Source organism: Chryseobacterium sp. LAM-KRS1 (assembly GCF_013184525.1).
Lineage (GTDB): Bacteria > Bacteroidota > Bacteroidia > Flavobacteriales > Weeksellaceae > Chryseobacterium > Chryseobacterium proteolyticum.
Genome location: NZ_JAAOIZ010000003.1, coordinates 355,134 through 380,153 on the forward strand (window position 1 = coordinate 355,134; position 25,020 = coordinate 380,153).

A 25,020-nucleotide genomic window follows, 5' to 3' on the forward strand; every position below is an offset into this window, starting at 1 on the left:
ATAGAATTTAATTATTGTTTTAATTTTAAATAGACTCCGTTTGTCCAACCAAATCCATCCTGATTAGGGTACTCTCCTCCTCCGGCTATCGCTTCATTGTCTAATGCATTGTATTTTTCCATAAGTTTACCTGTGTTCGCATAAACTCTCTCGACATTAGAGCACCAGTTGTTTTTTATATCATTAGCTAATTGTGTAAATCCATAATTTTTCATCGAAACAAATCCAAGCCATTGGTAAGGTGCCCAGGCATTGGGTAGATCCCATTGTTGGCCGGAACGTTTTGTTGTCGTAACGAGACCGCCTTTGTAAAGGAATTTTTCAGCGATAATTTCGGAAACCGCCTTTGCCTGTTCATCGCTGGCCAGACCTAAAAATAATGGATAAAGAGCAGCAATATGTTCGGACACTGTATTTTTGTGTTTCTTAATATGATAATCTTTGTAAGTCCGGGCATCCTGATCCCAGAAATATGTATCAATTACCTGTCTCCTTTTTGCTGCCCTTTCACTGAAATATTTTTCTTTTTCTTTAAAATGTTTAAGACCTGAAGCTTTCACCAAAGTTTTTTCAAGATGCCACAAAAGGCAATTAACATCTACCTGCGAGATGTTCAGTGTTTCTATACTTTGTATGGTTTCCCCGTCTGAAAACCATCTGCTGGAAAAATCCCATCCAGACTCACAGCCACTTCTGATGTTTCTGTAGAACTCTTCTCCCGTAGCATTTTCATGATCTTCAATATCGATCAGGTAACTCTCGGGACGCGGCGTATTTTCAGCATCATAATATCTGTTCAGGATATCACCATTGTAGGTTTTCAACACCCTTTTGCTTTGGGTATCATTGTTTAAACCTTCTTCCCCATCCATCCAGAACTCATATTCTTTTTCAAGGGTATCATAATATTCGATATAAACATTTTCATCCCCTGTACTCTCTGCAAGCAGATCAAGCATCAATGAAAAGTAAGGAGGCTGCGAACGGCTTAAGAAATGGGTCCTGCTCGCATTAGGAACAAATCCTATATTTTGAATTAGATAAGAACAGTTCTCAACGATATTTCTCATCATTTCAACCCTTCCTGAAACCTGCAATCCAAGCATAATGAAATAACTATCCCAATAAAAAAACTCATTGAACCGCCCTCCCGGAACGATATAAGGTTTTGGAAGCTTTAAAAGTGTTCCTCTTTCTTCATAAGCTGTCCTGGTAAGCTCATCCCATAGTTTTTCTATATGCTGATCAATCGGCAAATGATCCTCCCGTTGGATAGATACTGTGGCACCCAAAAAATCAAAGTTGGAAAGCACAAAAGCTTTAAGATCAAAATCTGCTGCAACTCTTTCCTTTTCATACTTCTCGTTGATTTCTGCGACAGGAAATAAAGGCACTGCATCTGTCATCATCTTTTGATCTTCAAAGATCCTTGATCTTTGGACATCATCAAAAAGTGCCTGGATATCCCTGATATAAAGTTGTGTATTCATTCTATTTTTTAGGGTTTATTTTTAATTTATTCATAATAACAGCTGATATGATCAACAGTGAGAGTGGTATCAATGAAAGATAAAAAGCACGCTGCCCGCTGAATTCCTGAAATACAAAACCGGTGATGATCGAACCTATCGTTCCTCCAATTGCGGAAAAAACAACAATAAGCCCGGACATCGCACTATGCAAATATTTAGGTATGGATGCTAAAATAACAGAATTGATGCTCGGGTAGATCGGAGCCAACAGACCTCCCATAAGGGGAAACAGATAGACTACAACCGGGGCATTGAACCATGTTGTACCTGTACTGATTTCAGTGTTATGGGTTAAGGGTAAAACAAATAGTAAGCTTACGGCAAAACCTATCACACAAAATGACACAACATAAATCCAGCTGAATTTCTTGGAGAAGAAACCCGATAAAAACCTTCCCAATGCAAATGCTCCGGCTAAAACAGCCCCTGCCTGTATACTCATAGAAGTGGGTAATCTGAGGATCTCCTTATAAAAAGTGGGTGTCCAGGTTTGAAAGCTCTGCTCCACTAAGACAAACAGAAAAGCACACACAAGAAAAAACAATACTTTTTTGTAACTGAACAAGCTTATGCTATTCTTAATATCTCCTAGTAAATCTGTCGTTTCACTTCTGGCTTCCTTCTCATTTAACCTTGAGAAGAATAAAAACAAAAACGATAGAGCAGACAACGCACCCAAGACCCAATATACATTAAGCCAATGTGTGGATCTTGGATTATGATCATCAATAAATAAACTAAAAAGTACATTTCCCGCTAATACACCGATCATGAAAAAGCCTTCTAGAAAACCCATAAAACTGGAATGTTCTTTATCAGTATTGGTCACAAGCCCGATGGATGTAAAAACTGAAATTTTAATCAATGCAAAGGAAACTCCTACAATGGCAAATAACAATTTGAAAAACCAGAATGCATTTGAAAAAGGCATGATAAAGCACATCCCACTAACCAGAAAAAGAGCAATCAGCATGGAATTTTTAATTCCGATTTTGGGTAAGAATGAAGCAAGAATAAAGGAGCAGATAGCAATAGGCAGATCTTTAAAACCCTCCAAAACACTCGCTGAGGATTTTGAAATCCCGAAATTCTGCTGGACCTGCAGGATCACCGTTCCTACTGAGTTCAGAAGAATGGCAAAAACAAAATAGTTTAAAAACAGAATAGCCTTTATGTTGAAATTTCGCATTAAATTAATTTCTTGTTGGCTAAGATAGAAGCATTTGCCTTAACGTTAATTTAACATAGTAAATATATATTTGAACTATATTAATATAATTATTATTTTTATACCATAAATATCATTAATCTAATGAAAGTTAGCTTTGAAAGAGTTTTACCTAATGAGAAAAGCTCCTTTCGCACATTACATAATAACTCCCCCATTTCTGAATTTAAGTGGGAATATCACTACCATCCCGAAATTGAATTGGTGTGCGTAATTTCCGGGAGTGGAACCCGGCACGTAGGCTATCACAAAAGCAATTACTCAAATGGAGATCTGGTACTGATAGGTTCGAATATTCCCCATTCCGGATTTGGTCTGAATTCCATTGATCCGCATGAGGAAATAGTCCTTCAGTTCCGTGAAGAGATATTACAATTCCCCGAACAGGAAATAGAAGCACGCTCTGTTAAAAACTTACTGGAGCTTTCCAAATATGGAATTCATTTCAGCCCGGCTACAAAAAATGCATTACTGCCTAAGCTGAAAAAAATGCTGGAAACTGAAGGGTATAAAAGATATCTGCTTTTGCTTGATATTCTTTTTGATCTTTCTACCCGTAAGGATTATAATCTGCTCAATAAAGAGATTATGCCTTACACAATCATTTCAAAAAATAAGGCCAGGCTTGAAAATATATTCACCTATGTGGAACATCACTACGATAAGGACATCAATATAGAAGACGTCGCAAAGCTTGCCAATCTTACGCTTCCGGCATTTTGCAATTTCTTCAAAAAAGCTACACAAATTACTTTTACAGAGTTTGTCAACCGTTACCGTATTAACAAAGCCTGCCTGCTGATGGTTCAGGATAAAAGCATTTCGGAATGCTGTTACAGCTGTGGTTTCAACAATGTAACTTATTTTAACAGGATGTTCAAAAAATACACCGAACAAACACCTTCAGAGTTTATCAGGAATTCTTCACATGAGAAGATTGAGAGCGTGGACCCACCTCTAAAAGTAGTTCAGAAATCTTTTTAGATATTTATACTTACACAAATAAAAAAGCCATTCCAAAAAGGAACAGCTTTACTATCTTATTATTACAATAGGTTGAAAAGAAAATATAAAAAATTCAGGTTTGAATTTCAATCTCTATTTCAATTCAATAATTATTTCCATTTAATGTTACATCCCATGCTCGGTCTTTGAATCTCTTCCTGTGGTTCTCCCAACAGAAGGTTTTCAAAAGCAATGATCAGGTCTTCACCTGTAACATCTTTGTGATTTCCAGGTCTTGAATCATCCATCTGGCCTCTGTAAACAAGATCCAGTTTATCATCAAAGAAATAAAAATCCGGAGTACATGCTGCATCATAAGCCTTAGCAATACTTTGACTTTCATCATATAAATAAGGAAAATCAAATTTTCTTTCAATCTGGAACTCGATCATTTTTTCAGGAGAATCTGCGGGATACTTTTCAATGTCGTTTGCATTTATAGCTATAAACTCAATCCCCTTTTCCTGATAGTCTTCATACAGCTCATTAATCTTATCGATTACATGCAAAACAAACGGACAATGGTTGCACATAAAGATCACCAACGTTCCTTTTTCTCCTTTCAGATCATCCAATGACTGAATTTCATTACTTTTTGACGGGTTAGGAAGTTCAAAAAACGGAGCTCTTGTTCCTAATGCCAACATATTTGAGGGAGTATTCATATCCTTTATTTCTTTGCCTACAAAGATAAAATTTCTTTTATGATTGGGCAATTCAGGTTTTTATAAAGTTCAGTTAAATGTTAAAATAAAAATATTATTTAATATTATTTGGAAGTTATAAGTTAATATTCGTAGTTTTGCTAACGCTGTTAGTAAAAAAATATCATGGGATTACATGAACGCCGTCAAAGAGAAAAGGAGTCTATCCGTGCAAACATTTTGCAGGAGGCATTCACTTTGGCAAAAACAGAGGGCTGGGCTTCACTTTCCATTAGGAAAATAGCTGACGCGATTGAATACAGTGCTCCGGTTGTTTATGATTACTTTGAAAATAAAGAAGCTATTTTATTTGAGATTTCTTTAAATGGGTTTAAACTTTTACACAAAGAATTGGTAAAAGCTCAGAAAAAATATGACAGTCCTGAAGAGCAGCTTACTGCCATTGTAGATACATATTGGAAATTTGCTTTTAAAAATAAAGAATATTACCAGTTAATGTTTGGATTGGGAATGCAATGCAGTGGTAAAGGGCAAATGAAGGAAGAATTTTCTTCTTTCCAGGATATGATCTACGACTGTACATACAATATTATTAAGAAAAACGGATCTAATCCGGATAATGCATGCCATATGTCACATGCTTTGTTTTCTGCGGTACATGGTTTAATATCAATTATGATGATGCGTAATTCTGATATTCCTGCCACAATGAACAAAACTACCCTGGATGAAACAGTGGCAGCTTTTATTAAGTCTTTGTAAATTTTTTTTGAACCAAACCTTAACACTGTTAGGAAAAATAGCACAATTAAATTAGATTTTTAAACAAAATTAGCATTAAGAACTTCAAAGGATTTAACGATAATACAATCATAAATTCAACCCTGAACATTAACACTGTTAGTAAAATTAACGCGATACACCTCACCTTTATATACTTAAAAACAACATTAAAAACTTTATGATTATGGAAATGACGATCTAATTCTAGTATTAATAATTCTGTAATTTTTTTTAAACTTATCATTAACACCGTTAGAAAAAATAACACGAATTATTAAAAAAAACAACATTATTAAATTTTCAAACGCTTAACAAAACAAATTAAATTTTAATGAAAATACCTGGAACAATGAGGATCTTATTACTTATAACAAGTATTATCCTTTTACAGAACTGCAGTAAGGCCGCAGAAAATTCGAATCAGGCCCCTCCTGCACCAGAATTACCGGTTTATACTGTAATTACTTCTCCAGCTACAACATATCAGGAATTCCCGACTGCATTGGAAGGAAAAAACAATGTGGAAATCAGATCACAGGTGGATGGTTACCTGGATAAAATATATGTAGAAGAAGGAGCCTTCGTAAGAGCAGGCCAGCCCCTGTTCAAAATCGATTCAAGAGCTTATGGTGAACAAATGAATATGGCACAGGCTAATTTACAGGCTGCTAATGCTAATATTCAGAAAGCCAAAGTAGAAGTAGATCGCCTTCAGCCGTTAGTAGCTGCGAAAGTGGTATCTGATGTACAGCTTAAAACAGCAAAAGCAAATTATGCAGCCGCTGTTGCAGCCGCATCACAGGCTCAGGCATCGGTAGGAAATGCGAGAATCAATGTAGGATTTACAACAATCACAGCACCGGTAAGTGGTTATATTGGAAGAATTCCTTATAAAAAAGGAAGTTTAATTTCAAGAACAGATCCAAACCCTTTAACTTTATTATCCGACATCAGCGAAATATATGCGTATTTTTCTCTAAGTGAACTCGATTTTATCGCTTTTCAAAAGAAATACCCGGGTGCGTCTCTGGAAGAAAAACTGAAAAATATGCCGATGGTAGAATTGGTAATCGCTGACAACACCATCTATTCTGAAAAAGGGAAAATGAGCATTGTAGACGGTCAGTTCGATAAAAGTACAGGAGCAATCAGTGTACGTGCGGTATTCCCAAATCCTCAGGGGGCGCTAAGAACGGGAAATACAGGAAGAGTGCGTATGCCTCAGCTTCTTACCAATATTGTGGTTATTCCACAGGAATCTACATTTGAGATTCAGGATAAAACATATGTATATGTCGTTGGAAAAGACAAAAAAGTAACGAGCAAACCAATCACTATTTCTGGAAAAACAGAAAGCTATTACTTCATTTCCGACGGAATTTCTGTAGGTGACAAGATTGTATATCAAGGTCTTGGAAGCTTAAAAGATGGTGCTACGATACAACCGAAAGCAGTATCTTCTGACAGCTTGTTCAAATCAAAACCTTTGTAAACACCTGTACCATTACAGAAGACTTAAAAAAATAAACTTCTTATGTTAAAACAATTTATAGAAAGACCAGTGCTCTCTACGGTCATCTCCATAATATTACTATTACTGGGAATACTGTCGGTTTTCAATCTTCCGATTACATTATTTCCGGATATCGCGCCTCCTACCGTTCAGGTAACGGCCTTTTATCCGGGTGCCAATGCGGAAGTGGTAGCACGTTCTGTCGCTGTCCCTATTGAGGAAGCGGTGAACGGGGTTGAAAATATGACCTACATGACTTCCAATTCAAGTAATGACGGATCGATGACTTTGAGCGTTTATTTCAAACAGGGCTCAGATCCTGACAACGCTGCGGTAAACGTTCAGAACAGGGTATCAAAGGCAATGAGCCAGCTTCCTCAGGAAGTGGTTCAGGCCGGAATATCAACTCAGAAAGTACAGAACAGTATGATCATGTTTATGGGATTATCCAGTGATGATCCGAAACAATATGACGAACTGTTTTTACAAAACTACCTTAAGATCAATGTAATTCCGCAGATACAACGTATTCCGGGAGTTGCACAGGCACAGGTATTCGGTACACAGGATTATTCCATGCGTATATGGCTGAAACCGGATCGTCTGGCAGCTAATAATTTATCTCCGCAAGAGGTAATGACAGCTATTAAAGATCACAACCTTGAAGCTGCTCCGGGACGTCTTGGCCAGGGAAGTAAGGAAACTTACGAATATATTCTTAAATATAAAGGAAAACTGAACAAGAATGCGGATTATGAAAACATAGCTATTAAGGCAAATGATGATGGTTCCTTCCTGAGATTAAAAGATGTTGCAAGAGTAGAATTCGGCTCTTATACATATACAGCAACCAACAGGGTGGACGGAAAACCTGTAGCAGGTTTCGCAATTTTGCAGACTGCAGGTTCTAACGCGAATGAGATTCTTACTGAAATTGAAAAGCAGGTAGACGAGCTTAAAACTACGCTGCCGAAAGGAGTCAATCCAATTATTATGTATAATTCCAAAGACTTCCTGGATGCTTCTATTGATCAGGTGGTGGAAACATTAGTGATTGCGTTTATCCTTGTATTTATCGTAGTTTATATCTTCCTTCAGGATTTCAGATCTACGTTAATCCCGGCGATTGCGGTTCCGGTAGCTATTATTGGTACCTTCTTCTTCCTGCAGTTATTCGGATTCAGTATTAACATGCTTACTCTGTTTGCCTTAATTCTTGCGATTGGTATTGTGGTGGATGATGCCATTGTGGTGGTAGAAGCAGTCCATTCCAAGATGGAACATACAGGAATGCCTGTGGAAAACGCAACGGTAAACTCGATGAGTGAAATTTCAGGAGCGATCATTTCCATTACTTTAGTAATGTGTGCTGTATTTATTCCTGTTGGTTTCATGCAGGGACCTGCTGGGGTCTTCTACAGACAGTTTGCTTTCACTTTGGTAATTGCGATCCTTATTTCAGCTGTAAATGCATTAACATTAAGTCCTGCTTTATGTGCTCTTTTCTTAAAAGATCCACAGGATGGAGAGCATGGTCATGAGAAAAAAGGATTTGGTGCAAAATTCTTCAATGCATTCAATACCAGCTTCAATAACATGACTCAAAAATATATCTATAGCCTTAAATTTTTAATTAAAAATAAATGGGTAGCTGTAAGTGGATTAGCCGTATTAATTGCAGCAAGTGTTATCTTAATTAAAAAGGCACCGTCAGGATTTATTCCAACAGAAGACCAAGGTTTTGTTTTATATGCAGTAAACACTCCTCCGGGAAGTTCATTGGACAGAACCCAACGTGCAACAAAACAAATTGATAAAATTGTAAACGGAGAAAAAGCAACCAACCACTTATGGGTAGCGGACGGGGTAAACTTTATCAGTAATGCGAATGCTTCTCCTTACTCTGCCGGATTTATCAAATTAAAAGATATTGACAAAAGAGGTGATGTAAAAGATCCGGATCAGATTGCTGCCGGGTTAACGGGAAAAGTGAGCCAGGTAAAAGATGCCAGCGCATTCTTCTTTAACTTCCCTACAATTCAAGGTTTCGGTAACGTAAGTGGATTTGAGTTTATGTTACAGGATAAAACCAACGGATCTTTTGAACAGTTGGGAGCTAATACCCAGGCGTTCATTGGTGAGCTGATGAAACGTAAAGAAATTGCATTTGCCTTCACCACTTATGCTGCAGGAAATCCACAATACACTATAGAAGTGGATGCGGATAAAGCAAACCAGCTGGGTGTATCTGTTACGGATCTGATGCAGACCATGCAGATTTATTTCGGTAGTAGCTTCGTTTCGGATTTCAACAGATTCGGTAAGTACTACAGAGTAATGGCACAGGCTGATATTCCTTATCGTACAGACATCAATTCTTTAGAGGGAATTTATGTTAAAAACAAACAGGGAGAAATGGTTCCTACCAAAACATTAGTAACCTTGAAAAGGACTTTCGGGCCGGAAACCGTAACAAGAAATAACTTGTTCAATGCGGTAACCATTAACGGAACTCCAAAACCAGGATACAGTACCGGTGACGCGATTAAAGCTGTGGAAGAAGTCGCTAAACAGTCTCTTCCGCGTGGATATGGATATGAATGGACAGGTATTACCCGTGAAGAGATCAAAACCAGCGGACAAACTGCTTTCATCTTCATGTTGAGTATTTTATTTGTTTACTTCCTATTGGCAGCACAGTATGAAAGCTATATTCTTCCTTTTGCGATTATCCTTACCGTTCCGACGGGGATATTCGGAGTGTTTGCCTTCACAGGGTTAGCGGGAATAGATAATAATATTTATGTACAGGTGGGACTGATCATGCTCGTGGGATTACTGGCGAAAAATGCGATTCTTATTGTAGAATTTGCTGTTCAGAGGAGAAAAGCGGGAAAAACATTGATCGAGTCGGCTCTTCAGGCTTCAAGATTACGTTTAAGACCTATCTTAATGACCTCATTTGCCTTTATCATTGGTATGCTTCCATTGGTTTGGACACAGGGAGCTTCCGCAAAGGGTAACCACTCTATCGGGATCAGTACTGTGGGGGGAATGCTAACCGGAGTAATTTTCGGGATCTTCATTATCCCTGTGATGTATGTGATTTTCCAATATCTGCACGAAAAAATGCCAAGCAGAAAAAAACGCAGACTTCAAAAACAAAATCAGGCTTTAGCGCCAGGTCATTAAGGTCCACTTAAAAGAAAAACAATGAAATTAATAAAGAATATTTTTCTAACTTTTATATTGGCTGTAATAGCGGTTTCGTGTGTGACTAAGGTCGCTTACACGGAACCGGACTTACAGCTTCCGGAAGACTTTCGCTTTACGGCAACGGCTGATACAGCCAGTGTAGCGAATTTACAATGGAAAGATTTTTTTAAAGATCCTATTTTACAGGGATTAATAGAAAAAGGAATTGCAAATAACCTTGATCTGCAAATTGCTTTAAAACAAGTTGCATCATCACAGGAAAAATTATTACAGGCTAAATACCTTCAATATCCGGATATAGGTTTTGCTGTCTCAGGACAGATTTCAAGGCCATCAAAAAACAGCATGAACGGGCAAAGTCTTAATCTTTTTATAGGAAAAAATCATGTAGAGGATTATAACGCAGCATTCAACCTTTCATGGGAAGCGGATATCTGGGGTAAAATAAAAAATCAGCAGGAAGTTTCAAGAATGCAGTATCTGCAAACTTATGAAGCGACCAAAGCAATCCAGACCCAGGTTGTTGCAGCTATTGCTCAGGGGTATTATAACCTGCTTATGCTGGATAAGCAACTGACTATTGCACAATCTAACCTGGAACTAAGCACCAATACATTATCAATCACTGAAAAAATGTGGGAAAGTGGAGACACTACGTCTCTTGGAGTTCAGCAGGCTACCGCTCAGAAGCAGTCTACAGAGCTTTTAATTTCCCAATTGCAGCAAAATATTGCAATCCAGGAAAATGCATTGAGCATATTGATAGGTGAAGCTCCCAATAAAGTCAACAGAGGGATCGAAATGTCTGATACATCTTTGTCTCAGGATCTTTCCACAGGACTTCCGGCAAAAATGGTAAGCCGTCGCCCTGATGTACGCCAGCAGGAATTGGTATTACTGGAGTCCAACGCTATGGTAGGAATTGCACAAGCTAACATGTATCCTTCATTAAAGATTACAGCAAACGGCGGAATCAATTCTTTTAAATTTGACAATTGGTTTCAGATTCCGGCTTCATTATTCGGATCCGTTTTGGGAGGAATTACACAGCCGATCTTTCAAAAAAGACAGTTGAAAACCGATCTTGCGGTTGCTAAAATTCAGAGGGAGAAAAATGTACTGGCATTCCGTCAGTCTGTTTTAAATGCAATGGGAGAAGTTTCCGATGCGTTGGTTTCCAATGAAAATTTAAAAGTTCAGGAACAAAAAGCAACTGAGCAGGTAACTACGTTAAAGGATGGTATTAAAAGTGCTCAAATGCTTTATAAAGGAGGTTTAGCTAATTATCTTGAAGTGATTACGGCGCAAGCCAACTCTCTTCAGGCAGAATTAAACCTGGCATCTGTAAAAAGACAAAGATTAAGCAGTATTGTTGATCTGTACAGAGCCTTAGGTGGAGGATGGAAGTAGTCAATTAAATTTAATATTGTTGATAGTGCGGTCTTTAGGGATCGCACTTTTTTTTTAATCTTTAAGCGAAAAAAGATTCTGTAGGTATGGTTTTCTAAAGAAAATCAAAGAGATGTTTCTTAATCGTAAAGCATAGTTAAACTAAATTTACTTTTTAAGTTTAACAAGTAACTAAAGACTAAAAAGAATTATTGTAAAGCTTTCCGATTAATATATTCAACCAGGTTATTGAAATCATTTTGTGAATACCCTACCTGCAAATAATGAATATCATCCGCTTTTCGATACCAGGTCAATTGGCGTTTCGCATATCTCCGGCTATTTTTCTTAATTTCTTCAACAGCAAAATCAAGACTCCAGGTTCCTTCAAAATATGTAAACAATTCTGCATAACCGACCGTATTCAAAGCAGTAAGATGTTTAAATTCTTCAAGCCCTTTAGCTTCATCCAGCAAACCTTTCTCCATCATGATATCCACTCTCCTGTTGATTCTTTGATATAATTCTTCCCTGGGAGCTTCAATTCCCACCCTGATTACATTAAAATCACGGGAATCCTGAGAAACAGATATCAGTTCCGAATACTTTCTGCCAGTTTGCCAGATGATATCAATGGCTCTTAAGAGTCTTCTATGATTATGAATATCAACAACTGAATAATATTCCGGATCAAGTTCTTTTAAAATTTCCTGTAGTTTTTCAATGCCTTCCGTCTCAAAAATATCCTGTAATTTTTGTTGATTTTCTGTATTAGCCTCAGGAAGGTCGTTCAGTCCTTCGATGACCGCTTTTTCATACATCATGCTTCCTCCGACAAGGATCACGGTATTGTATTTCTTAAAAAGTTCGTTTAGTTTTTGTAAGGCGTCTTCTTCATATTGCCCGATAGAGTAATATTCTTTGACCGAAAGATTTCCAATAAAATGATGAGGAGCTTCCGCAAGTTCCTCTGCTGATGGAGAGGCTGTACCTATTTTCATTTCCGCGAAAAACTGGCGTGAGTCACAGGAAATGATTTCCGTATTGAAATGCTTAGCCAGATCAATTGCCAGTCTTGTTTTTCCAATTCCGGTGGGTCCCACTACTGAAATCAAATTTTTCATCAGTTCACTTTCATTTTTTATCGTCAGATGGAATCTTTATAGATTTCACAGTGCTAATTTAAATGTTTATCTTTGTACGACAATAAAAAACTATGATTTTATCAATGACTGGCTTCGGTAGAGCCGAAGATGTTTTTGAAGGAAAAAAAATATGCGTAGATATTAAATCACTGAACAGCAAGAGCTTTGATTTAAATATCAAAATACCGTTGCGCTATAAAGAAAAAGAATTCGAAATCAGAAAAATCCTTAACGACAGAATTATCCGCGGAAAAGTAGATTGCTACATCTCTGTGGAAAATCTTGAAGAAACCAACGATGTAAAGATTAATAAAAATCTTATTGACTCTTACATCAATGAACTTCGTGCTATCGCCTCAGACGGACCGGATTTCGAATATCTTAAAATGGCAGTAAGACTTCCTGATGCCATCACGTCCAGACCCGACGAACTAACAGAAGGTGAATGGGAAAATTTAGCTGCTATTGTCAACAGTTCAATTGACAGATTTGAAGAATTCAGAAAAGCAGAAGGAAAAACCTTACACCTTGAACTTGAAAAGAATATTCAGAATATCGACAAATATTTATCTGAAGTTGTTCCTTACGAAGAAGTAAGAATCAACAGTGTAAAGGAGCGTTATCAAAAGTCCCTGAAAGAGTTTGAAAATGTAGATGAAACACGTTTCTATCAGGAAATGGCATATTTCACGGAAAAACTTGATATTTCTGAGGAAAAGGTGAGACTTTCCCAACATTTAAAATATTACAAAGAGGTAATGGATAATGAAGATTTCAATGGGAAGAAATTAGGTTTCATTTCTCAGGAGATCGGAAGGGAAATCAATACATTAGGTTCAAAAGCCAACCATGCTGAAATTCAGAAGCTGGTGGTGATGATGAAGGATGACCTGGAGAAGATTAAAGAACAAACGTTAAATGTATTATAAAATAGTTGACAATTGATAGTTAACAGTTGAAAGTAACCTATTAACTATCAACCAGCAACTGACAACTATATGGAAAAAGTGATCATATTTTCAGCACCTTCCGGGAGCGGGAAAACAACATTAGTAAAACATTCATTATCCGTATTTCCGGAGCTTAAATTCTCCATCTCCTGTACAACAAGACAGCCGAGAGGAGGTGAAGTACATGCTGTAGATTATCATTTTCTGACACCTGATGAATTCAGACAGAAAATCAGTGAAGAAGCTTTTGTAGAATATGAAGAAGTATATACAGACAAATATTATGGTACTTTAAAATCTGAAGTAGAAAACATCTGGAAGCAAGGTAAAGTAGTTATTTTTGATGTCGATGTTAAAGGAGGGATTTCCTTAAAAAAATATTTTGGAGAAAAAGCATTATCTATATTTATTGAACCTCCTTCCATTGAAGAATTGGAACGAAGATTGATCTCGAGAGATACAGATGATGCAGAAACCATTAAAACCCGTGTAGAAAAGGCGGAAGAGGAAATGACCTACGCCGGAGAATTTGATAAAATTGTCATCAATACGGATCTGGATCAAGCAAAAAAAGAAATAGAAAGTTTAATAAAAAGTTTTATCAGCAACTAATCGCTGGAAGATCAAAGTAAGAAATGAGCACTAATGCCCAAAATCACACTTCTGATTTCTAACCTCTAGCTTCTGGTAATTAAAAAAATTGAGGTTGATATGAGTACCGAAACATTAGAAAAAGCTAAATCTGCAATTCCTGTAAGGGGATTTTTAGATATTAAAGATATAGCGATTCCTCAGGGAGAAGAGCTGGTGAAAGCTATTCTTAAGCTTAAAGAAGAGAAAAATGCGGTTATCTTAGCGCATTATTACCAACCGGGAGAAATTCAGGATATCGCAGATTTCCTGGGAGACTCTTTGCAGCTGGCAAGACAGGCTAAAGAAACCAATGCAGATATGATTGTATTCTGCGGTGTCCATTTTATGGCAGAGGCAGCTAAGATCCTTAACCCTACAAAAAAAGTTGTTCTTCCTGATACAATGGCCGGATGTTCATTGGCTGACGGGTGTAGTGGTGAAGGATTGAGAAAAATGCGCGAACAGCATCCAAATGCTTTGATCGCAACTTACATCAACTGTAATGCAGAAACGAAAGCAGAAAGTGATATTATTGTAACCAGTTCCAATGCGGAAACGGTGATCGAGGCCTTACCTAAGGACCGACCTATCATCTTTGCACCAGATAAAAATCTTGGAAGATATCTTTCTAAAAAAACAGGCCGCGATATGATCCTTTGGGATGGAAGTTGTATAGTTCACGAAGCCTTTTCAATGGAAAGAATTGCTCAGCAATTGGCTGATAATCCGGATGCAAAACTAATTGCACATCCTGAAAGTGAAGAAGCTGTTTTAAAATTAGCCCACTTTATAGGTTCTACTTCTGCGTTATTAAACTATGTAGAAAAAGACGACTGCCAGAAATTCATTATTGCTACAGAAGAAGGTATTCTGCACGAAATGAAAAAACGTGCTCCTCATAAGGAACTGATTCCGGCATTGGTTTTCGATGAAAGCTGCAACTGTTCAGAATGTTTCTATATGAAACGAAACACTATGGAAAAGCTCTATTTGTGTATGAAATATGAACTTCCGGAAATTCTTATTGACGAAGAACTTCGTTTGAAAGCCTTAAAGCCAATCGAAGCCATGCTTGATCTTTCAAAAAGCATCAAATAAATAAAAAGCACTGTTATCACAGTGCTTTTTTTGATTTATTTTTATTCGAAACAAAAAGTGTTTACCTCTGGATTAACATTGGGGAAGTTCTATTAATCTCGCTTTACAGCATTCCGGCATTGCATTGAATACAGCACATGATTCCGGATCCGGACCAAACGGACCGGGAGGACAAACGTGATTACAATTCCCATTGCCATTAATTGCTTTTAAATGTTCTCTGTTTAAATTTTTCATGTCTGATCTATTTTTACATATAATATTCAATTAAGAATTACATCAGACATTTACTAATTACTAGTCAGGTCAAAACAATCAGCACTTACCAGTACTCTGGTTTTACAACATTCCGGGAGCGCCTTAAAAGCGTCACAAGAGTATGGGAATCCAGGTCCGTAAGGTCCCGGAGGACAGTTTTCATTGCATGTATCGCCACCAATGACAGACTTTAAGTCCTTTCTGTTGATTCTTTTTAGATTTTTCATAGCCATTTTTTTTGATTAGTGAAAATTAGTCCGGTGCACACTCGTAGCTTAACAAAACTTTAGGTTTACAACATGCTGGCAAAGCATCATAGTCCGCACATGATCTGGGGAATCCAGGCCCGTAAGGTCCCGGAGGACAAGCATAGTTACAAGTTGCTCCTCCATTAACTGATCTTAATTTTTCTCGTTTTAATTTGATTAGATTTTTCATATAATTCTATTAAGTTTGAATTATAAATATAGCAAATACATTTGAATTCCAGAGAATTAAACCTATCAAAACATAAAAAAGGTTACTCATCTTTGAATAACCTTTTCTTACGCTACATTGTAATTGGCCCGGCACACGCAGGACTCAGAAACGCCTCATTCTTACAACACTGTGATAACAATTGATAGGCAGCACAGGAATGGGCCGCTCCTGACCCCGGTGGGCCGTAAGTATTTCCTGCCGGACAGCCACCAGGGCAAGATCCTCCGTTAATCATTTTTAATTTTACTCGTGATAATTTTTTCATAATGAATATTTTAATCAATTTAAATTCTAAAAGTCAGTTCATCACACCATGGGTGGGTAACAGGTTCCTCCAGGAGTACGCCAGCAACCCCAGCCTCCTTGTCTGAAACACACATATGCTGCTCCGCCACAAGTATCAATCTGAAATTGGGTAAATCCCCCATTCACTTTTTTCTGCTCTTCTCTGGAGAGCTTCTTTAACTTTTCCATATACTCAAGTTTTGTTATTTGTATTCGGATTAAATTTTTGATATAAAAATGAGAATCATAAAATCCAAAACAAAGGAGTATTTAATATCTGTACAGGATCAATAAGTAAGTGTAGAGGTTTTTATTGTTTTTGTGCGAATAGACCTGTTGAGCATAAGGAAATATTGAATACACCAAAGGCTGCCCGTGTATGGACAGCCTTTTAATTTAACTTTTCCTTTTAAATTGGAAAATTATAATATTTTAATTTTTAATAAATCTCTTCGAAATTTCATTAATTTGTATTACATAAGCACCTTTTGTAAGGTAATTTATGTTAACAGTTCCATTTATGAGTTTTCCAGAATTGATTAATTTACCTCCTATATCAAAGATCTTAAATTCTTCAGATGTAGTCCCGGAAATGTGAAGAACATCTTTTACAGGATTAGGATATAGTTTTATATCTGCTACCTGTTCATTAGTATTTAACACATTACTTTTTGCAGTGGAACCGATATTAACTGTATAGTCTTCAACCTGTCCATAAGTATAACTTCCACAAGGTGATGACGGAACAGAGCTGTATTTCATCATTACCCTCATTCTTGTTGATCCCGATGTTGCAGAAGTTGGAATTGTAATGCTTCCTGTTACAGGCGTAGTTGTTGATCCTGCTTTTGACCATACCAATTCTCCACTGTCTGTAAAATCTCCATCTTTATTGTAATCAATATATACGGCATATGCTTCATTATAAACTGTGGAAGCCCAAACCGGAGTTATTGAAATCGTGTAAGCGGTTCCTCTTGTTACATTGGTGGAAAGAGCTGTAAAATCTTCATAACCAACTGTTCCGGTAGAAGTATTATTAATGGTTCCGAATTTTACATTTCCAATTCTTTCATCAGCAGTGTTACTTGCACTGGCTGAACAATATGTTGTTGTGCCAGAACCCTGATTTATAGTAATATCAGCATTGTTCACGTCAAAAAATATATGATTGGAACCTTTAACCATTATTCTTCCCTTTGTAGTAGAAGTATTAGGCATAGTAACAGCCTGGCTTCCATCGTTCGGTGTTCCGGCCAACAATGTCGTCCAGTTATTTCCTCCATCCGTTGACCATAAAATATCAACCTTGGAAGCATTTATATTATTTTCTGTAGTTCCTGCCACATCCCATGTTATTGTTTGAGAACTTCCTGCAGCATATGTAATAGCAGAATTTTGAGAAGAAACAACGAAAGGTCCGGCTTTAGCGTTTACTGTAATCACTGCATCATCAGAATTATTTCCTGAACCGTCAGCCCTATTGTCACGAACCGTAAACCTGAAATTTAAAGTTCTGGCTACGTTAGATAAAGCTTCAACTGTGATATCAGTCCCTGATGTGGTGGTGGCTCCCGTTAAAATAGAAGCCATTTTTGGAAAATACCTTACCGGCGATGTGGTTGGTACCCAAGATCTGAATGTAGGACCGGAAGCTTTAGTTGCACTTGCAGCAGAGCTTGCTCCTGTTTGTGATGAGGATGCTTTATCCATTTGCTCCCAAATATAAGTGAGGGAATCACCATCTGCATCCGTACCGGAACCTGTTAACATAAATGGTGTCCCTTTAGGGATCGTATAATCAAGACCTGCATCAGCTGTCGGAATAGAGTTTCCCGTATCTGTATCCACTGAACAGGTATTAGCTTTGATATTATTCGTAATCTGCTGGATGCTGATTGCATGGAAGAAAGCATCAGAATGAGGTTGCACATCCTGGGATGTTATTCCCGCATAACCCATAATCGTTGACCCCGAACCTGGCTCCATATTTACATTGTATGGTTCAGACTTATGGGAAAAGGTATGATTTCCTCCAAACTGATGTCCCATTTCGTGAGCAACAAAATCAATGTCAAAATTGTCTCCTGATGGATTTCCATCATTGGGCGAAGTATACCCACTTCCCTTGTAATTTTTAGGAGAACCCTGTAAATCTACTGTCTTGTCGTTATTACAAACACAGCCTATACAACCCGCATTACCGCCACCGCCATCATGCCCGAATAAATGGCCTATATCAAAATTATCATCTCCGATTGTAGAGTTTAGGTTATCCATTAATTCATAATTCCAATTATCGAGTTGAGTTGATGGAGAATAAGGATCGTTTGAAGCACTAGTGTAAATAATATCATCATTATTGGAGATCAGAACCATTCTTGCAGCAAAATCTTTTTCAAAAACACCATTAACTCTGGTCATTGTATTATTCATAGCAGCTAAAGCATTTGCTTTAGTTCCTCCGAAATAAGCAGTATACTCTCCAGTACAGGAAAGGGCGAGTCTAAAAGTTCTGAGTTTAGAATCATCCGCATTTGGTTTTGCAGTAATTGTATTTTTCCCAATCCCATCCTGTACAACATCTCTGACTTTACAATCAAATTTATTAAGCAGCTCATTTTTATCTGACTTTTTGAAAACAATATATGTGGAAAGATTTTTTGTGTATGGCTCAATAAACAAAGTTGATTTATCACCATATATTTCCATGGATGAAAGACCTAATGGAGAAATGCTAAAATAAATCGTTGAATTAGGATCCCGTAATCCTTGACCTACATAGGATTTGATGTCCGGATATCTGGCCGCTAGTCTGGGATCAAAATTTGAATTTTCTTGTACTTTAAAATTTTCCATTTTCCCATCGGAGTTTGGAAAAGAAATAATAGTTTCTGATTTTTCTCCATGGGCAAACCTTTTAGGCGCTTTTGAAAGCACCTTTTTTAAACTCTCAATATCAAGTTTATATAATTTAGGATCATTAATAGTGGTTTTGTTTTTTAAAACATTTTCAAATGTTTTTTCTGAGCTTTGAGACCATAAACGATCGGTTTGAGCGAAGGAAATGCCTGATATAAGAAGCATTCCAACCAGAGCTAATTGTTTTTTCATAAAATATTATTATTTAATTGTTGGATTTCAAATCTAATAAAAAATATTTAACGAAAAATAAAATTTTATTGCATTTTTATTATTCATTTCGTAGAAAAATACAAATTATAATAAAAATAAAATAATCCTATATTCTATCAAAATGAGAAAATATATCCAACAAAACCTGATTGTGCCTGTATTATTGTAAAAACACAAACATTAATTAAAATAAAAAATGCACAAGTAGATATAGACAATTGAATATCAATAAATTACATTAAAAAAACATATAAATATTAAAATACTACTCTAAACTTAAAAATTATGATCTGATTTATAGGTGTGAACTGTAAATTACCATTACAAAAATGATAAGTTGGTCATCCATATATACTTATTTCCAAAAAAATTAGATTAAAAATTTTTATTTTCCAAAATAACTTCTACATTTGTTACTTCAAAGATGCAATCAGTACAAAACATATCTGTAACTATTTATCCGGAGTTCTCTACTTCGGTTGCATCATCCATTATTATTTCTACTACAACTACAACCCCATAACGGGGTAGATTTTCACATATTATTTCAGGTACCTCGTACTCTTTTTTTAAAGAGTAACATTTTCAATTTTTCCTAACCTTAAAAATATACAATGAAAGTCTTAAAATTCGGCGGAACTTCTGTTGCCCATGCACAGGCAGTTCTGCAAGTCGAAAAAATTATAAAAAAAGAATCTTCCGCTAAGCAAATTGTCGTTGTAGTTTCAGCATTACATGGAGTAACAGATTTATTGATCAAGGCAGCAGAGCAAGCTTCCGAGGCTAATGAAAGTTACCCTCATCATCTTAAAATCCTTGAAGAAAAACATCTGAACCTTGTAAAAGACCTTCTTCCCATTTCAGCACAAAGTGCATGGCTAAGTTTTGTAAAAAAGCACTTTAATGATATTGAAGATATTTGCAACGGGATATTCACCTTGGGAGAATTTACCCCCAGAATTAAAGATAAGATCGCTTCTTATGGCGAGTTCCTCTCTTCAAATATCATTACGGCAAGGTTTGAATCTGCCGGGCTGGACGCCGTATGGATGAATTCAGCTGATTATATCAGAACAAACACCCATTATACACGGGCAAAAGTTGATTTTAATGTGAGTAATAATAATCTCAGACATTATTTCGAAACCAATCCAAGGCAGATTTACGTAGCACCAGGTTTTATAGCAAGTGATGAACATGGCAACAGAACAACTCTGGGAAGAGGAGGTTCAGACTACTCCGCTGCAATTATTGCTTCAGCCATTAACGCTGAGGAGCTTCAGATATGGACAGATGTCAGCGGAATGATGACAGCCGATCCAAGGCTTGTATCCCAGGCAAAAGTTATTCCTGAAATAACTTATCAGGAAGCAATGGAATTATCCCATTTCGGAGCAAAAGTACTTTATCCGCCAACCATTCAGCCGGTCATGATAAAGAATATAGATCTTCGTATCAAAAATACTTTTAATGCGGATGCTTCCGGAACTTTAATCTCTCATGATCTGCAGAATACTGATCCGGAACAAATAGCTGTTGGTATTTCCAATATGAATAATATTGCTCTTCTCACTCTTGAAGGAAGTGGAATGGTCGGAATTCCCGGAATCTCTGCCAAGCTTTTCCAGTGTTTAAGCCACGAAAAAATAAACGTTATTCTAATCACCCAAAGTTCTTCTGAGCATTCAATCACCCTTGCAATTGATGAAAAAGAGCTTTTTCACGCGGAAAGCGCAATCAATCTTGCATTTGAAGATGATTTGAAACTTCAGAGAATTGAACCTGTAAAAATTGAAAACAGGCTTTCCATTGTGGCGGTTGTAGGAGAAAATATGAAAAGCAGAAGTGGTGTAAGCGCCAAAATGTTCAGCTGTCTTGGAAATAACGGGATAAACATCAGGGCTATCGCACAGGGTTCTTCAGAAAAAAATATCAGCATCGTAATTGCTGAAAATGATACAAAAAAAGCAGTAAACATTCTGCATGAAGAGTTTTTTGAGTCGGAAATCAAACAGGTACATCTTTACATCTGCGGAACAGGAAATGTAGGCACTAAGCTTATACAGCAGGTGTATGCCCAGAATAAATACCTTAGAGATCATCTATCCCTTAACCTGAGAATCGCCGGTCTTTCCAACAGTCGGAAAATGGTATTTTTGAATGAAGGAATTCCGGAAAATGATTATGTCAACCTGCTTGAAAACGGAGAAAAAGCTTCTGCTCATCAATTTAGCAGAGAGATCATAACAAGAAATCTTAGAAACTCGGTCTTTGTAGACCTTACAGCCAATGCTGAGATCCCGGAAATTTATGAGAACCTGTTAAAAAAGAGTATCAACATTGTAGCCTGTAATAAAATAGCAGCCGCATCAGATTTTGAAAATTATAAAAAGCTGAAAAACCTTGCTAAAAACCACAATTGTAGATTTTTCTTTGAAACCAATGTAGGGGCAGGACTTCCTATTATCGGTACTATAAATGATCTGGTGAGAAGCGGCGATGCTATTACTTCCATTAAGGCCGTGTTAAGCGGTACTTTAAATTTTGTTTTTAATGAGTACGATGGAACCCAATCATTTTCAGAAGTTGTTGCCCGTGCTCAGAAAGAAGGATTTACTGAACCCGACCCGAGACTGGATCTTGCCGGAACAGATGTGGGGAGAAAAATTTTAATACTTGCACGCGAAGCCGGTTTTCCTCTGCAGTTTAATGAAATCGAGAACATTAGTTTTTTACCGGAAGAATGCATGCAGGGTGATGTAGAAAATTTTTATACCATGCTTGTAAAATATGAGGATCATTTTAAAAATCTATTTGACCAGGCTAAAAAGGTCGGAAAAATTTTAAAATATGTCGCAGAGTTTGACAATGGTAAAGCAAAAGTTGGATTACAGCATATAGCGCCCGACAGTGATTTGTTTCATCTGTACGGAAAAGACAATATTGTTATTTTCAAAACTTTAAGATATTCCGAGCAACCCCTGGTTGTAAAAGGTGCAGGTGCCGGTGCTGAAGTTACAGCAAGTGGTGTTTTTGCAGATATTGTACGTTCCGTTTAAAAAAAATCTATGAAAAGTATAAAAATTAAAGTCCCGGCAACCGTCGCTAATCTGGTTTGTGGTTTTGATATCCTGGGCATGGCGATCAATGAGCCATATGATGAAATGGAAGTAAGACTATTGGAAACACCAGATATTATTGTCCGCCATACCGATGGCTTCAATCTTCCGGAAGAAGCTTCAAAAAATGTAGCAGGAGTTGTCCTTATGAAAATGCAGGAACATCTTCACCTGAAGAACGGATTTGAAGTCATTATTCACAAACACATCAAGCCCGGCAGCGGCCTCGGTTCCAGTGCTGCCAGTGCTGCAGGTGCCGCTTTTGCGGCAAATATCCTGATAGGAAATATTTTGTCCAGGGAAGAAACAATTCATTTTGCGATGTTTGGAGAAGAGCTCGCTTCCGGAGTACGGCATGCGGACAATATTGCTCCGTGTATTTATGGCGGGATCACCCTTGTGAAATCCTCTGATCCTATTGATATTATTTCCCTGAATACTCCTGGTTTGTTCATTGCCGCTGTGCATCCGCAGGTTGAAGTAAAAACATCTGACGCAAGACAGATCCTTAAAAAAAATATTCAGCTGAAAGATGCCATAACGCAATGGGGAAATATTGCCGGACTCATTGCCGGTATTGAGAAAAATGACCTGTCCCTGATTGGGAGAAGCCTGAATGATGTTATTGTAGAACCGGTTCGAAGCATTTTGATTCCGGAATTTGATACCATTAAAAGAAAAAGCCTGGAAATGGGGGCACTCGGGGGAGGAATTTCAGGATCAGGGCCTTCTGTTTTCATGTTAACGAAAAAGAAAAAAACGGCCGGGGATATTGCCATGATGATGAAATCGGTTTATGATCACATCAACATCAATAGCATGGTGTATGTATCGGATATTAATTCTACCGGGATCATCATAGAAGAACAGAATAACTAAAAAACAGAAAGATGAACTATTACAATTTAAAAGATAAAAAGGAAAAGGTAAGTTTTAAAACCGCTTCAATTAAAGGGCAGGGAAAAGAAAAAGGGCTGTTTTTTCCGGAAAACATTCCGTTGTTCGATACCTATTTTATTCAGAATCTGAACCGGTTTTCAGATGAAGAGATTGCTTTTCAATGCATGAAAGACTTTGTAGATGAGGAAATTCCGGAAAATGAATTGCGACAAATTATTTCGGAAACAATTTCTTTTGACATTCCTTTAAAAAAAATTACGGATAGCATATCCGTACTCGAATTATTCCACGGTCCTACCCTCGCCTTCAAAGATGTAGGAGCAAGGTTTATGAGCCGCTGCTTATCTTACTTCTTAAAAGGAGGACAGAAAAAAGTAACAGTCCTGGTTGCTACATCCGGGGATACCGGAGGGGCTGTTGCCCATGGTTTTTATAATGTGGATGGAATCGATGTGGTTATTTTGTATCCGAAAGAAAGAGTAAGTCCTGTTCAGGAAAAACAATTGACAGCCTTAGGAGGAAACATTACTGCTTTAGAAGTAAATGGAAATTTCGATGACTGCCAGAGCCTTGTAAAACAGGCATTTTCAGATCCGGAAATCAATAATAAATTATTCCTTACTTCAGCCAATTCCATTAATATTGCTAGATGGTTACCTCAACAGATCTATTATCTGCTGGCTTTAAAACAGTGGCAAAAAACTGAAAGAGAAAATCCTGTCATTTGTGTTCCTAGCGGAAATTTCGGAAACATCTGCGCCGGATTGATGACTTACATGAGAGGACTTCCTGCAGACCATTTTATCGCTGCATGTAACGCCAATGATGTAGTGCCCCATTATTTAAAAACACAAATCTTTGAACCTAAAGAAACAGTAGCAACCCTTTCCAATGCAATGGATGTCGGAAATCCCAGTAATTTCATCCGTATTCTTGAAATGTTCCAGCACCAATTTGAAGATCTCAATCATGTTATTTCCGGATATTCCGTAAATGACGAAGAAACTTTAGCAACCATCAGGGAAGTCTGGAAACATCATGCATATCTTCTCGAGCCCCATGGAGCAGTTGCCTATACTTCTTTAGAAAACTATCTGAAGCAAAATCCTGAAAAGAAAGGTTTTATCCTGGAGACAGCTCACCCTGTAAAATTCCCCGATGCTGTGGAAAAAGCCATTGCACAAAAAATTGATATTCCGGAATCATTGGCGGACTTAATGAAAAAGGATAAAAAAACCGTTGAAATTAATTCAGATTTTCAAGAATTAAAACGATTTTTGCTGAACAAAAACTGAATTTTATGAGCAAGATCTTTTTGGAAGATGTGAAAATATATGCGTACCATGGTGTTTTACCTGAAGAAAACATCATCGGTACGTACTACATTTTAAATCTAGAGATCCATACCGATCTCTGGAAAGCTGCAGAATCAGATGATCTGAATGATACCATCAGCTATGCGGATATCAATGATATTATCCTTGAGGAAATGAAAGTTAAATCAAAACTTCTGGAACATGTGGCCGGAAGAATTATTTCAAAAATTAATCAAAACTTTCCTGAGGTTTCTTATATCAAGCTTAAAATCACCAAAACAGCTCCTCCTATGCAGGGAGAAATGAAAGGTGCAAGTATTGAACTGGAAAAAAGTTTTAATCCAAATAATTAAAATCATTAATTTCACTC

22 protein-coding genes are annotated in these 25,020 nt (G+C 37.2%); 12 read left to right on the forward strand and 10 right to left on the reverse strand.

What is annotated here, in order from left to right:
- Positions 1 to 11: 11 nt before the first annotated feature.
- Positions 12 to 1,490 carry a trehalase family glycosidase gene (locus G9C87_RS09150; protein WP_172280323.1) on the reverse strand — a complete coding sequence of 493 codons (1,479 nt, stop codon included), beginning with the start codon at positions 1,488 to 1,490 and terminating at the stop codon, positions 12 to 14.
- Position 1,491: 1 nt separating this feature from the next.
- On the reverse strand, positions 1,492 to 2,721 hold the full coding sequence (locus G9C87_RS09155) for an MFS transporter (protein ID WP_172280324.1): 1,230 nt from the start codon (positions 2,719 to 2,721) through the stop codon (positions 1,492 to 1,494).
- 123 nt (positions 2,722 to 2,844) lie between these two features.
- Here G9C87_RS09155 and G9C87_RS09160 point away from each other — a divergent pair, with 123 nt between their 5' ends.
- The gene (locus G9C87_RS09160) at positions 2,845 to 3,744 is read left to right on the forward strand and encodes an AraC family transcriptional regulator (RefSeq protein ID WP_172280326.1); all 900 of its coding nucleotides are present in this window, start codon (positions 2,845 to 2,847) and stop codon (positions 3,742 to 3,744) included.
- 131 nt (positions 3,745 to 3,875) lie between these two features.
- Here G9C87_RS09160 and G9C87_RS09165 read toward each other — a convergent pair whose 3' ends face one another.
- Positions 3,876 to 4,430: a thioredoxin family protein gene (locus G9C87_RS09165; protein ID WP_172280328.1), complete on the reverse strand. Its 555-nt coding sequence runs from the start codon at positions 4,428 to 4,430 to the stop codon at positions 3,876 to 3,878.
- Between the two features lie 165 nt (positions 4,431 to 4,595).
- On the opposite strand from G9C87_RS09165, the gene G9C87_RS09170 reads away from it, so the two are divergent.
- From G9C87_RS09170 to G9C87_RS09185, 4 genes are all read left to right on the forward strand, one after another.
- Positions 4,596 to 5,192: a TetR/AcrR family transcriptional regulator gene (locus G9C87_RS09170; RefSeq protein ID WP_172280330.1), complete on the forward strand. Its 597-nt coding sequence runs from the start codon at positions 4,596 to 4,598 to the stop codon at positions 5,190 to 5,192.
- Between the two features lie 352 nt (positions 5,193 to 5,544).
- Positions 5,545 to 6,705, forward strand: a complete 1,161-nt coding sequence (locus G9C87_RS09175; RefSeq protein WP_172280332.1) for an efflux RND transporter periplasmic adaptor subunit — start codon at positions 5,545 to 5,547, stop codon at positions 6,703 to 6,705.
- Between the two features lie 42 nt (positions 6,706 to 6,747).
- Entirely contained in the window at positions 6,748 to 9,918 is a 3,171-nt protein-coding gene (locus tag G9C87_RS09180; protein WP_172280334.1) for an efflux RND transporter permease subunit, read from the forward strand.
- Between the two features lie 21 nt (positions 9,919 to 9,939).
- Entirely contained in the window at positions 9,940 to 11,352 is a 1,413-nt protein-coding gene (locus tag G9C87_RS09185; protein WP_172280336.1) for an efflux transporter outer membrane subunit, read from the forward strand.
- Positions 11,353 to 11,540: 188 nt separating this feature from the next.
- On the opposite strand, the gene miaA is transcribed toward G9C87_RS09185, so the two are convergent.
- Complete coding sequence (gene miaA / locus G9C87_RS09190) at positions 11,541 to 12,455, reverse strand: tRNA (adenosine(37)-N6)-dimethylallyltransferase MiaA (RefSeq protein ID WP_172280338.1); 915 nt, start codon at positions 12,453 to 12,455, stop codon at positions 11,541 to 11,543.
- A gap of 92 nt (positions 12,456 to 12,547) precedes the next feature.
- Here miaA and G9C87_RS09195 point away from each other — a divergent pair, with 92 nt between their 5' ends.
- The 3 genes from G9C87_RS09195 to nadA all read left to right on the forward strand — a co-directional run bounded on the left by G9C87_RS09195 (position 12,548) and on the right by nadA (position 15,157).
- A complete protein-coding gene (locus G9C87_RS09195) occupies positions 12,548 to 13,405 on the forward strand; it encodes a YicC family protein (RefSeq protein WP_172280340.1) in 858 nt (285 codons plus the stop codon).
- Between the two features lie 69 nt (positions 13,406 to 13,474).
- The gene (gene gmk / locus G9C87_RS09200) at positions 13,475 to 14,038 is read left to right on the forward strand and encodes a guanylate kinase (RefSeq protein ID WP_172280342.1); all 564 of its coding nucleotides are present in this window, start codon (positions 13,475 to 13,477) and stop codon (positions 14,036 to 14,038) included.
- Between the two features lie 99 nt (positions 14,039 to 14,137).
- The gene (gene nadA, locus G9C87_RS09205) at positions 14,138 to 15,157 is read left to right on the forward strand and encodes a quinolinate synthase NadA (protein ID WP_172280344.1); all 1,020 of its coding nucleotides are present in this window, start codon (positions 14,138 to 14,140) and stop codon (positions 15,155 to 15,157) included.
- 72 nt (positions 15,158 to 15,229) lie between these two features.
- Here the strand turns inward: nadA and G9C87_RS09210 are convergent, their stop codons facing one another.
- The 6 genes from G9C87_RS09210 to G9C87_RS09235 all read right to left on the reverse strand — a co-directional run bounded on the left by G9C87_RS09210 (position 15,230) and on the right by G9C87_RS09235 (position 19,294).
- Complete coding sequence (locus tag G9C87_RS09210) at positions 15,230 to 15,394, reverse strand: hypothetical protein (RefSeq protein WP_172280346.1); 165 nt, start codon at positions 15,392 to 15,394, stop codon at positions 15,230 to 15,232.
- A 53-nt stretch (positions 15,395 to 15,447) separates the two neighbouring features.
- Positions 15,448 to 15,642, reverse strand: a complete 195-nt coding sequence (locus tag G9C87_RS09215; RefSeq protein WP_172280347.1) for a bacteriocin-like protein — start codon at positions 15,640 to 15,642, stop codon at positions 15,448 to 15,450.
- 25 nt (positions 15,643 to 15,667) lie between these two features.
- Positions 15,668 to 15,853, reverse strand: coding sequence for a hypothetical protein (locus G9C87_RS09220; RefSeq protein ID WP_172280349.1), 186 nt, complete (start codon positions 15,851 to 15,853; stop codon positions 15,668 to 15,670).
- A gap of 112 nt (positions 15,854 to 15,965) precedes the next feature.
- Entirely contained in the window at positions 15,966 to 16,160 is a 195-nt protein-coding gene (locus G9C87_RS09225) for a hypothetical protein (RefSeq protein ID WP_172280351.1), read from the reverse strand.
- A 41-nt stretch (positions 16,161 to 16,201) separates the two neighbouring features.
- Positions 16,202 to 16,369 (reverse strand): bacteriocin-like protein, encoded by a 168-nt coding sequence (locus G9C87_RS09230; protein ID WP_172280353.1) that lies wholly within the window; start codon positions 16,367 to 16,369, stop codon positions 16,202 to 16,204.
- 243 nt (positions 16,370 to 16,612) lie between these two features.
- Positions 16,613 to 19,294, reverse strand: a complete 2,682-nt coding sequence (locus G9C87_RS09235; RefSeq protein ID WP_172280355.1) for a reprolysin-like metallopeptidase — start codon at positions 19,292 to 19,294, stop codon at positions 16,613 to 16,615.
- Between the two features lie 635 nt (positions 19,295 to 19,929).
- Between G9C87_RS09235 and thrA the strand changes: the two genes are divergently transcribed.
- The 4 genes from thrA to folB are packed head-to-tail and all read left to right on the forward strand — an operon-like array spanning position 19,930 to position 25,003.
- Positions 19,930 to 22,374, forward strand: coding sequence for a bifunctional aspartate kinase/homoserine dehydrogenase I (thrA, locus tag G9C87_RS09240; protein WP_172280356.1), 2,445 nt, complete (start codon positions 19,930 to 19,932; stop codon positions 22,372 to 22,374).
- A gap of 9 nt (positions 22,375 to 22,383) precedes the next feature.
- Positions 22,384 to 23,313, forward strand: a complete 930-nt coding sequence (locus G9C87_RS09245) for a homoserine kinase (protein WP_172280358.1) — start codon at positions 22,384 to 22,386, stop codon at positions 23,311 to 23,313.
- 11 nt (positions 23,314 to 23,324) lie between these two features.
- Entirely contained in the window at positions 23,325 to 24,629 is a 1,305-nt protein-coding gene (thrC, locus tag G9C87_RS09250) for a threonine synthase (RefSeq protein ID WP_172280360.1), read from the forward strand.
- Between the two features lie 5 nt (positions 24,630 to 24,634).
- A complete protein-coding gene (folB, locus tag G9C87_RS09255) occupies positions 24,635 to 25,003 on the forward strand; it encodes a dihydroneopterin aldolase (RefSeq protein ID WP_172280361.1) in 369 nt (122 codons plus the stop codon).
- The last annotated feature ends 17 nt before the right edge of the window (positions 25,004 to 25,020 follow it).

Excerpts from the sequence above, each read along its gene's own strand:
- G9C87_RS09235 (WP_172280355.1), bottom strand. The coding sequence starts at position 19,294 with ATGAAAAAACAATTAGCTCTGGTTGGAATGCTTCTTATATCAGGCATT.
- G9C87_RS09195 (WP_172280340.1), top strand. The coding sequence starts at position 12,548 with ATGATTTTATCAATGACTGGCTTCGGTAGAGCCGAAGATGTTTTTGAA.
- G9C87_RS09230 (WP_172280353.1), bottom strand. The coding sequence starts at position 16,369 with ATGGAAAAGTTAAAGAAGCTCTCCAGAGAAGAGCAGAAAAAAGTGAAT.
- nadA (WP_172280344.1), top strand. The coding sequence starts at position 14,138 with ATGAGTACCGAAACATTAGAAAAAGCTAAATCTGCAATTCCTGTAAGG.
- thrC (WP_172280360.1), top strand. The coding sequence starts at position 23,325 with ATGAACTATTACAATTTAAAAGATAAAAAGGAAAAGGTAAGTTTTAAA.
- G9C87_RS09150 (WP_172280323.1), bottom strand. The coding sequence starts at position 1,490 with ATGAATACACAACTTTATATCAGGGATATCCAGGCACTTTTTGATGAT.
- G9C87_RS09170 (WP_172280330.1), top strand. The coding sequence starts at position 4,596 with ATGGGATTACATGAACGCCGTCAAAGAGAAAAGGAGTCTATCCGTGCA.
- G9C87_RS09165 (WP_172280328.1), bottom strand. The coding sequence starts at position 4,430 with ATGAATACTCCCTCAAATATGTTGGCATTAGGAACAAGAGCTCCGTTT.
- G9C87_RS09210 (WP_172280346.1), bottom strand. The coding sequence starts at position 15,394 with ATGAAAAATTTAAACAGAGAACATTTAAAAGCAATTAATGGCAATGGG.
- miaA (WP_172280338.1), bottom strand. The coding sequence starts at position 12,455 with ATGAAAAATTTGATTTCAGTAGTGGGACCCACCGGAATTGGAAAAACA.
- G9C87_RS09225 (WP_172280351.1), bottom strand. The coding sequence starts at position 16,160 with ATGAAAAAATTATCACGAGTAAAATTAAAAATGATTAACGGAGGATCT.
- folB (WP_172280361.1), top strand. The coding sequence starts at position 24,635 with ATGAGCAAGATCTTTTTGGAAGATGTGAAAATATATGCGTACCATGGT.
- G9C87_RS09215 (WP_172280347.1), bottom strand. The coding sequence starts at position 15,642 with ATGAAAAATCTAAAAAGAATCAACAGAAAGGACTTAAAGTCTGTCATT.
- G9C87_RS09175 (WP_172280332.1), top strand. The coding sequence starts at position 5,545 with ATGAAAATACCTGGAACAATGAGGATCTTATTACTTATAACAAGTATT.
- G9C87_RS09155 (WP_172280324.1), bottom strand. The coding sequence starts at position 2,721 with ATGCGAAATTTCAACATAAAGGCTATTCTGTTTTTAAACTATTTTGTT.
- G9C87_RS09180 (WP_172280334.1), top strand. The coding sequence starts at position 6,748 with ATGTTAAAACAATTTATAGAAAGACCAGTGCTCTCTACGGTCATCTCC.
- G9C87_RS09245 (WP_172280358.1), top strand. The coding sequence starts at position 22,384 with ATGAAAAGTATAAAAATTAAAGTCCCGGCAACCGTCGCTAATCTGGTT.
- G9C87_RS09220 (WP_172280349.1), bottom strand. The coding sequence starts at position 15,853 with ATGAAAAATCTAATCAAATTAAAACGAGAAAAATTAAGATCAGTTAAT.
- thrA (WP_172280356.1), top strand. The coding sequence starts at position 19,930 with ATGAAAGTCTTAAAATTCGGCGGAACTTCTGTTGCCCATGCACAGGCA.
- G9C87_RS09160 (WP_172280326.1), top strand. The coding sequence starts at position 2,845 with ATGAAAGTTAGCTTTGAAAGAGTTTTACCTAATGAGAAAAGCTCCTTT.
- gmk (WP_172280342.1), top strand. The coding sequence starts at position 13,475 with ATGGAAAAAGTGATCATATTTTCAGCACCTTCCGGGAGCGGGAAAACA.
- G9C87_RS09185 (WP_172280336.1), top strand. The coding sequence starts at position 9,940 with ATGAAATTAATAAAGAATATTTTTCTAACTTTTATATTGGCTGTAATA.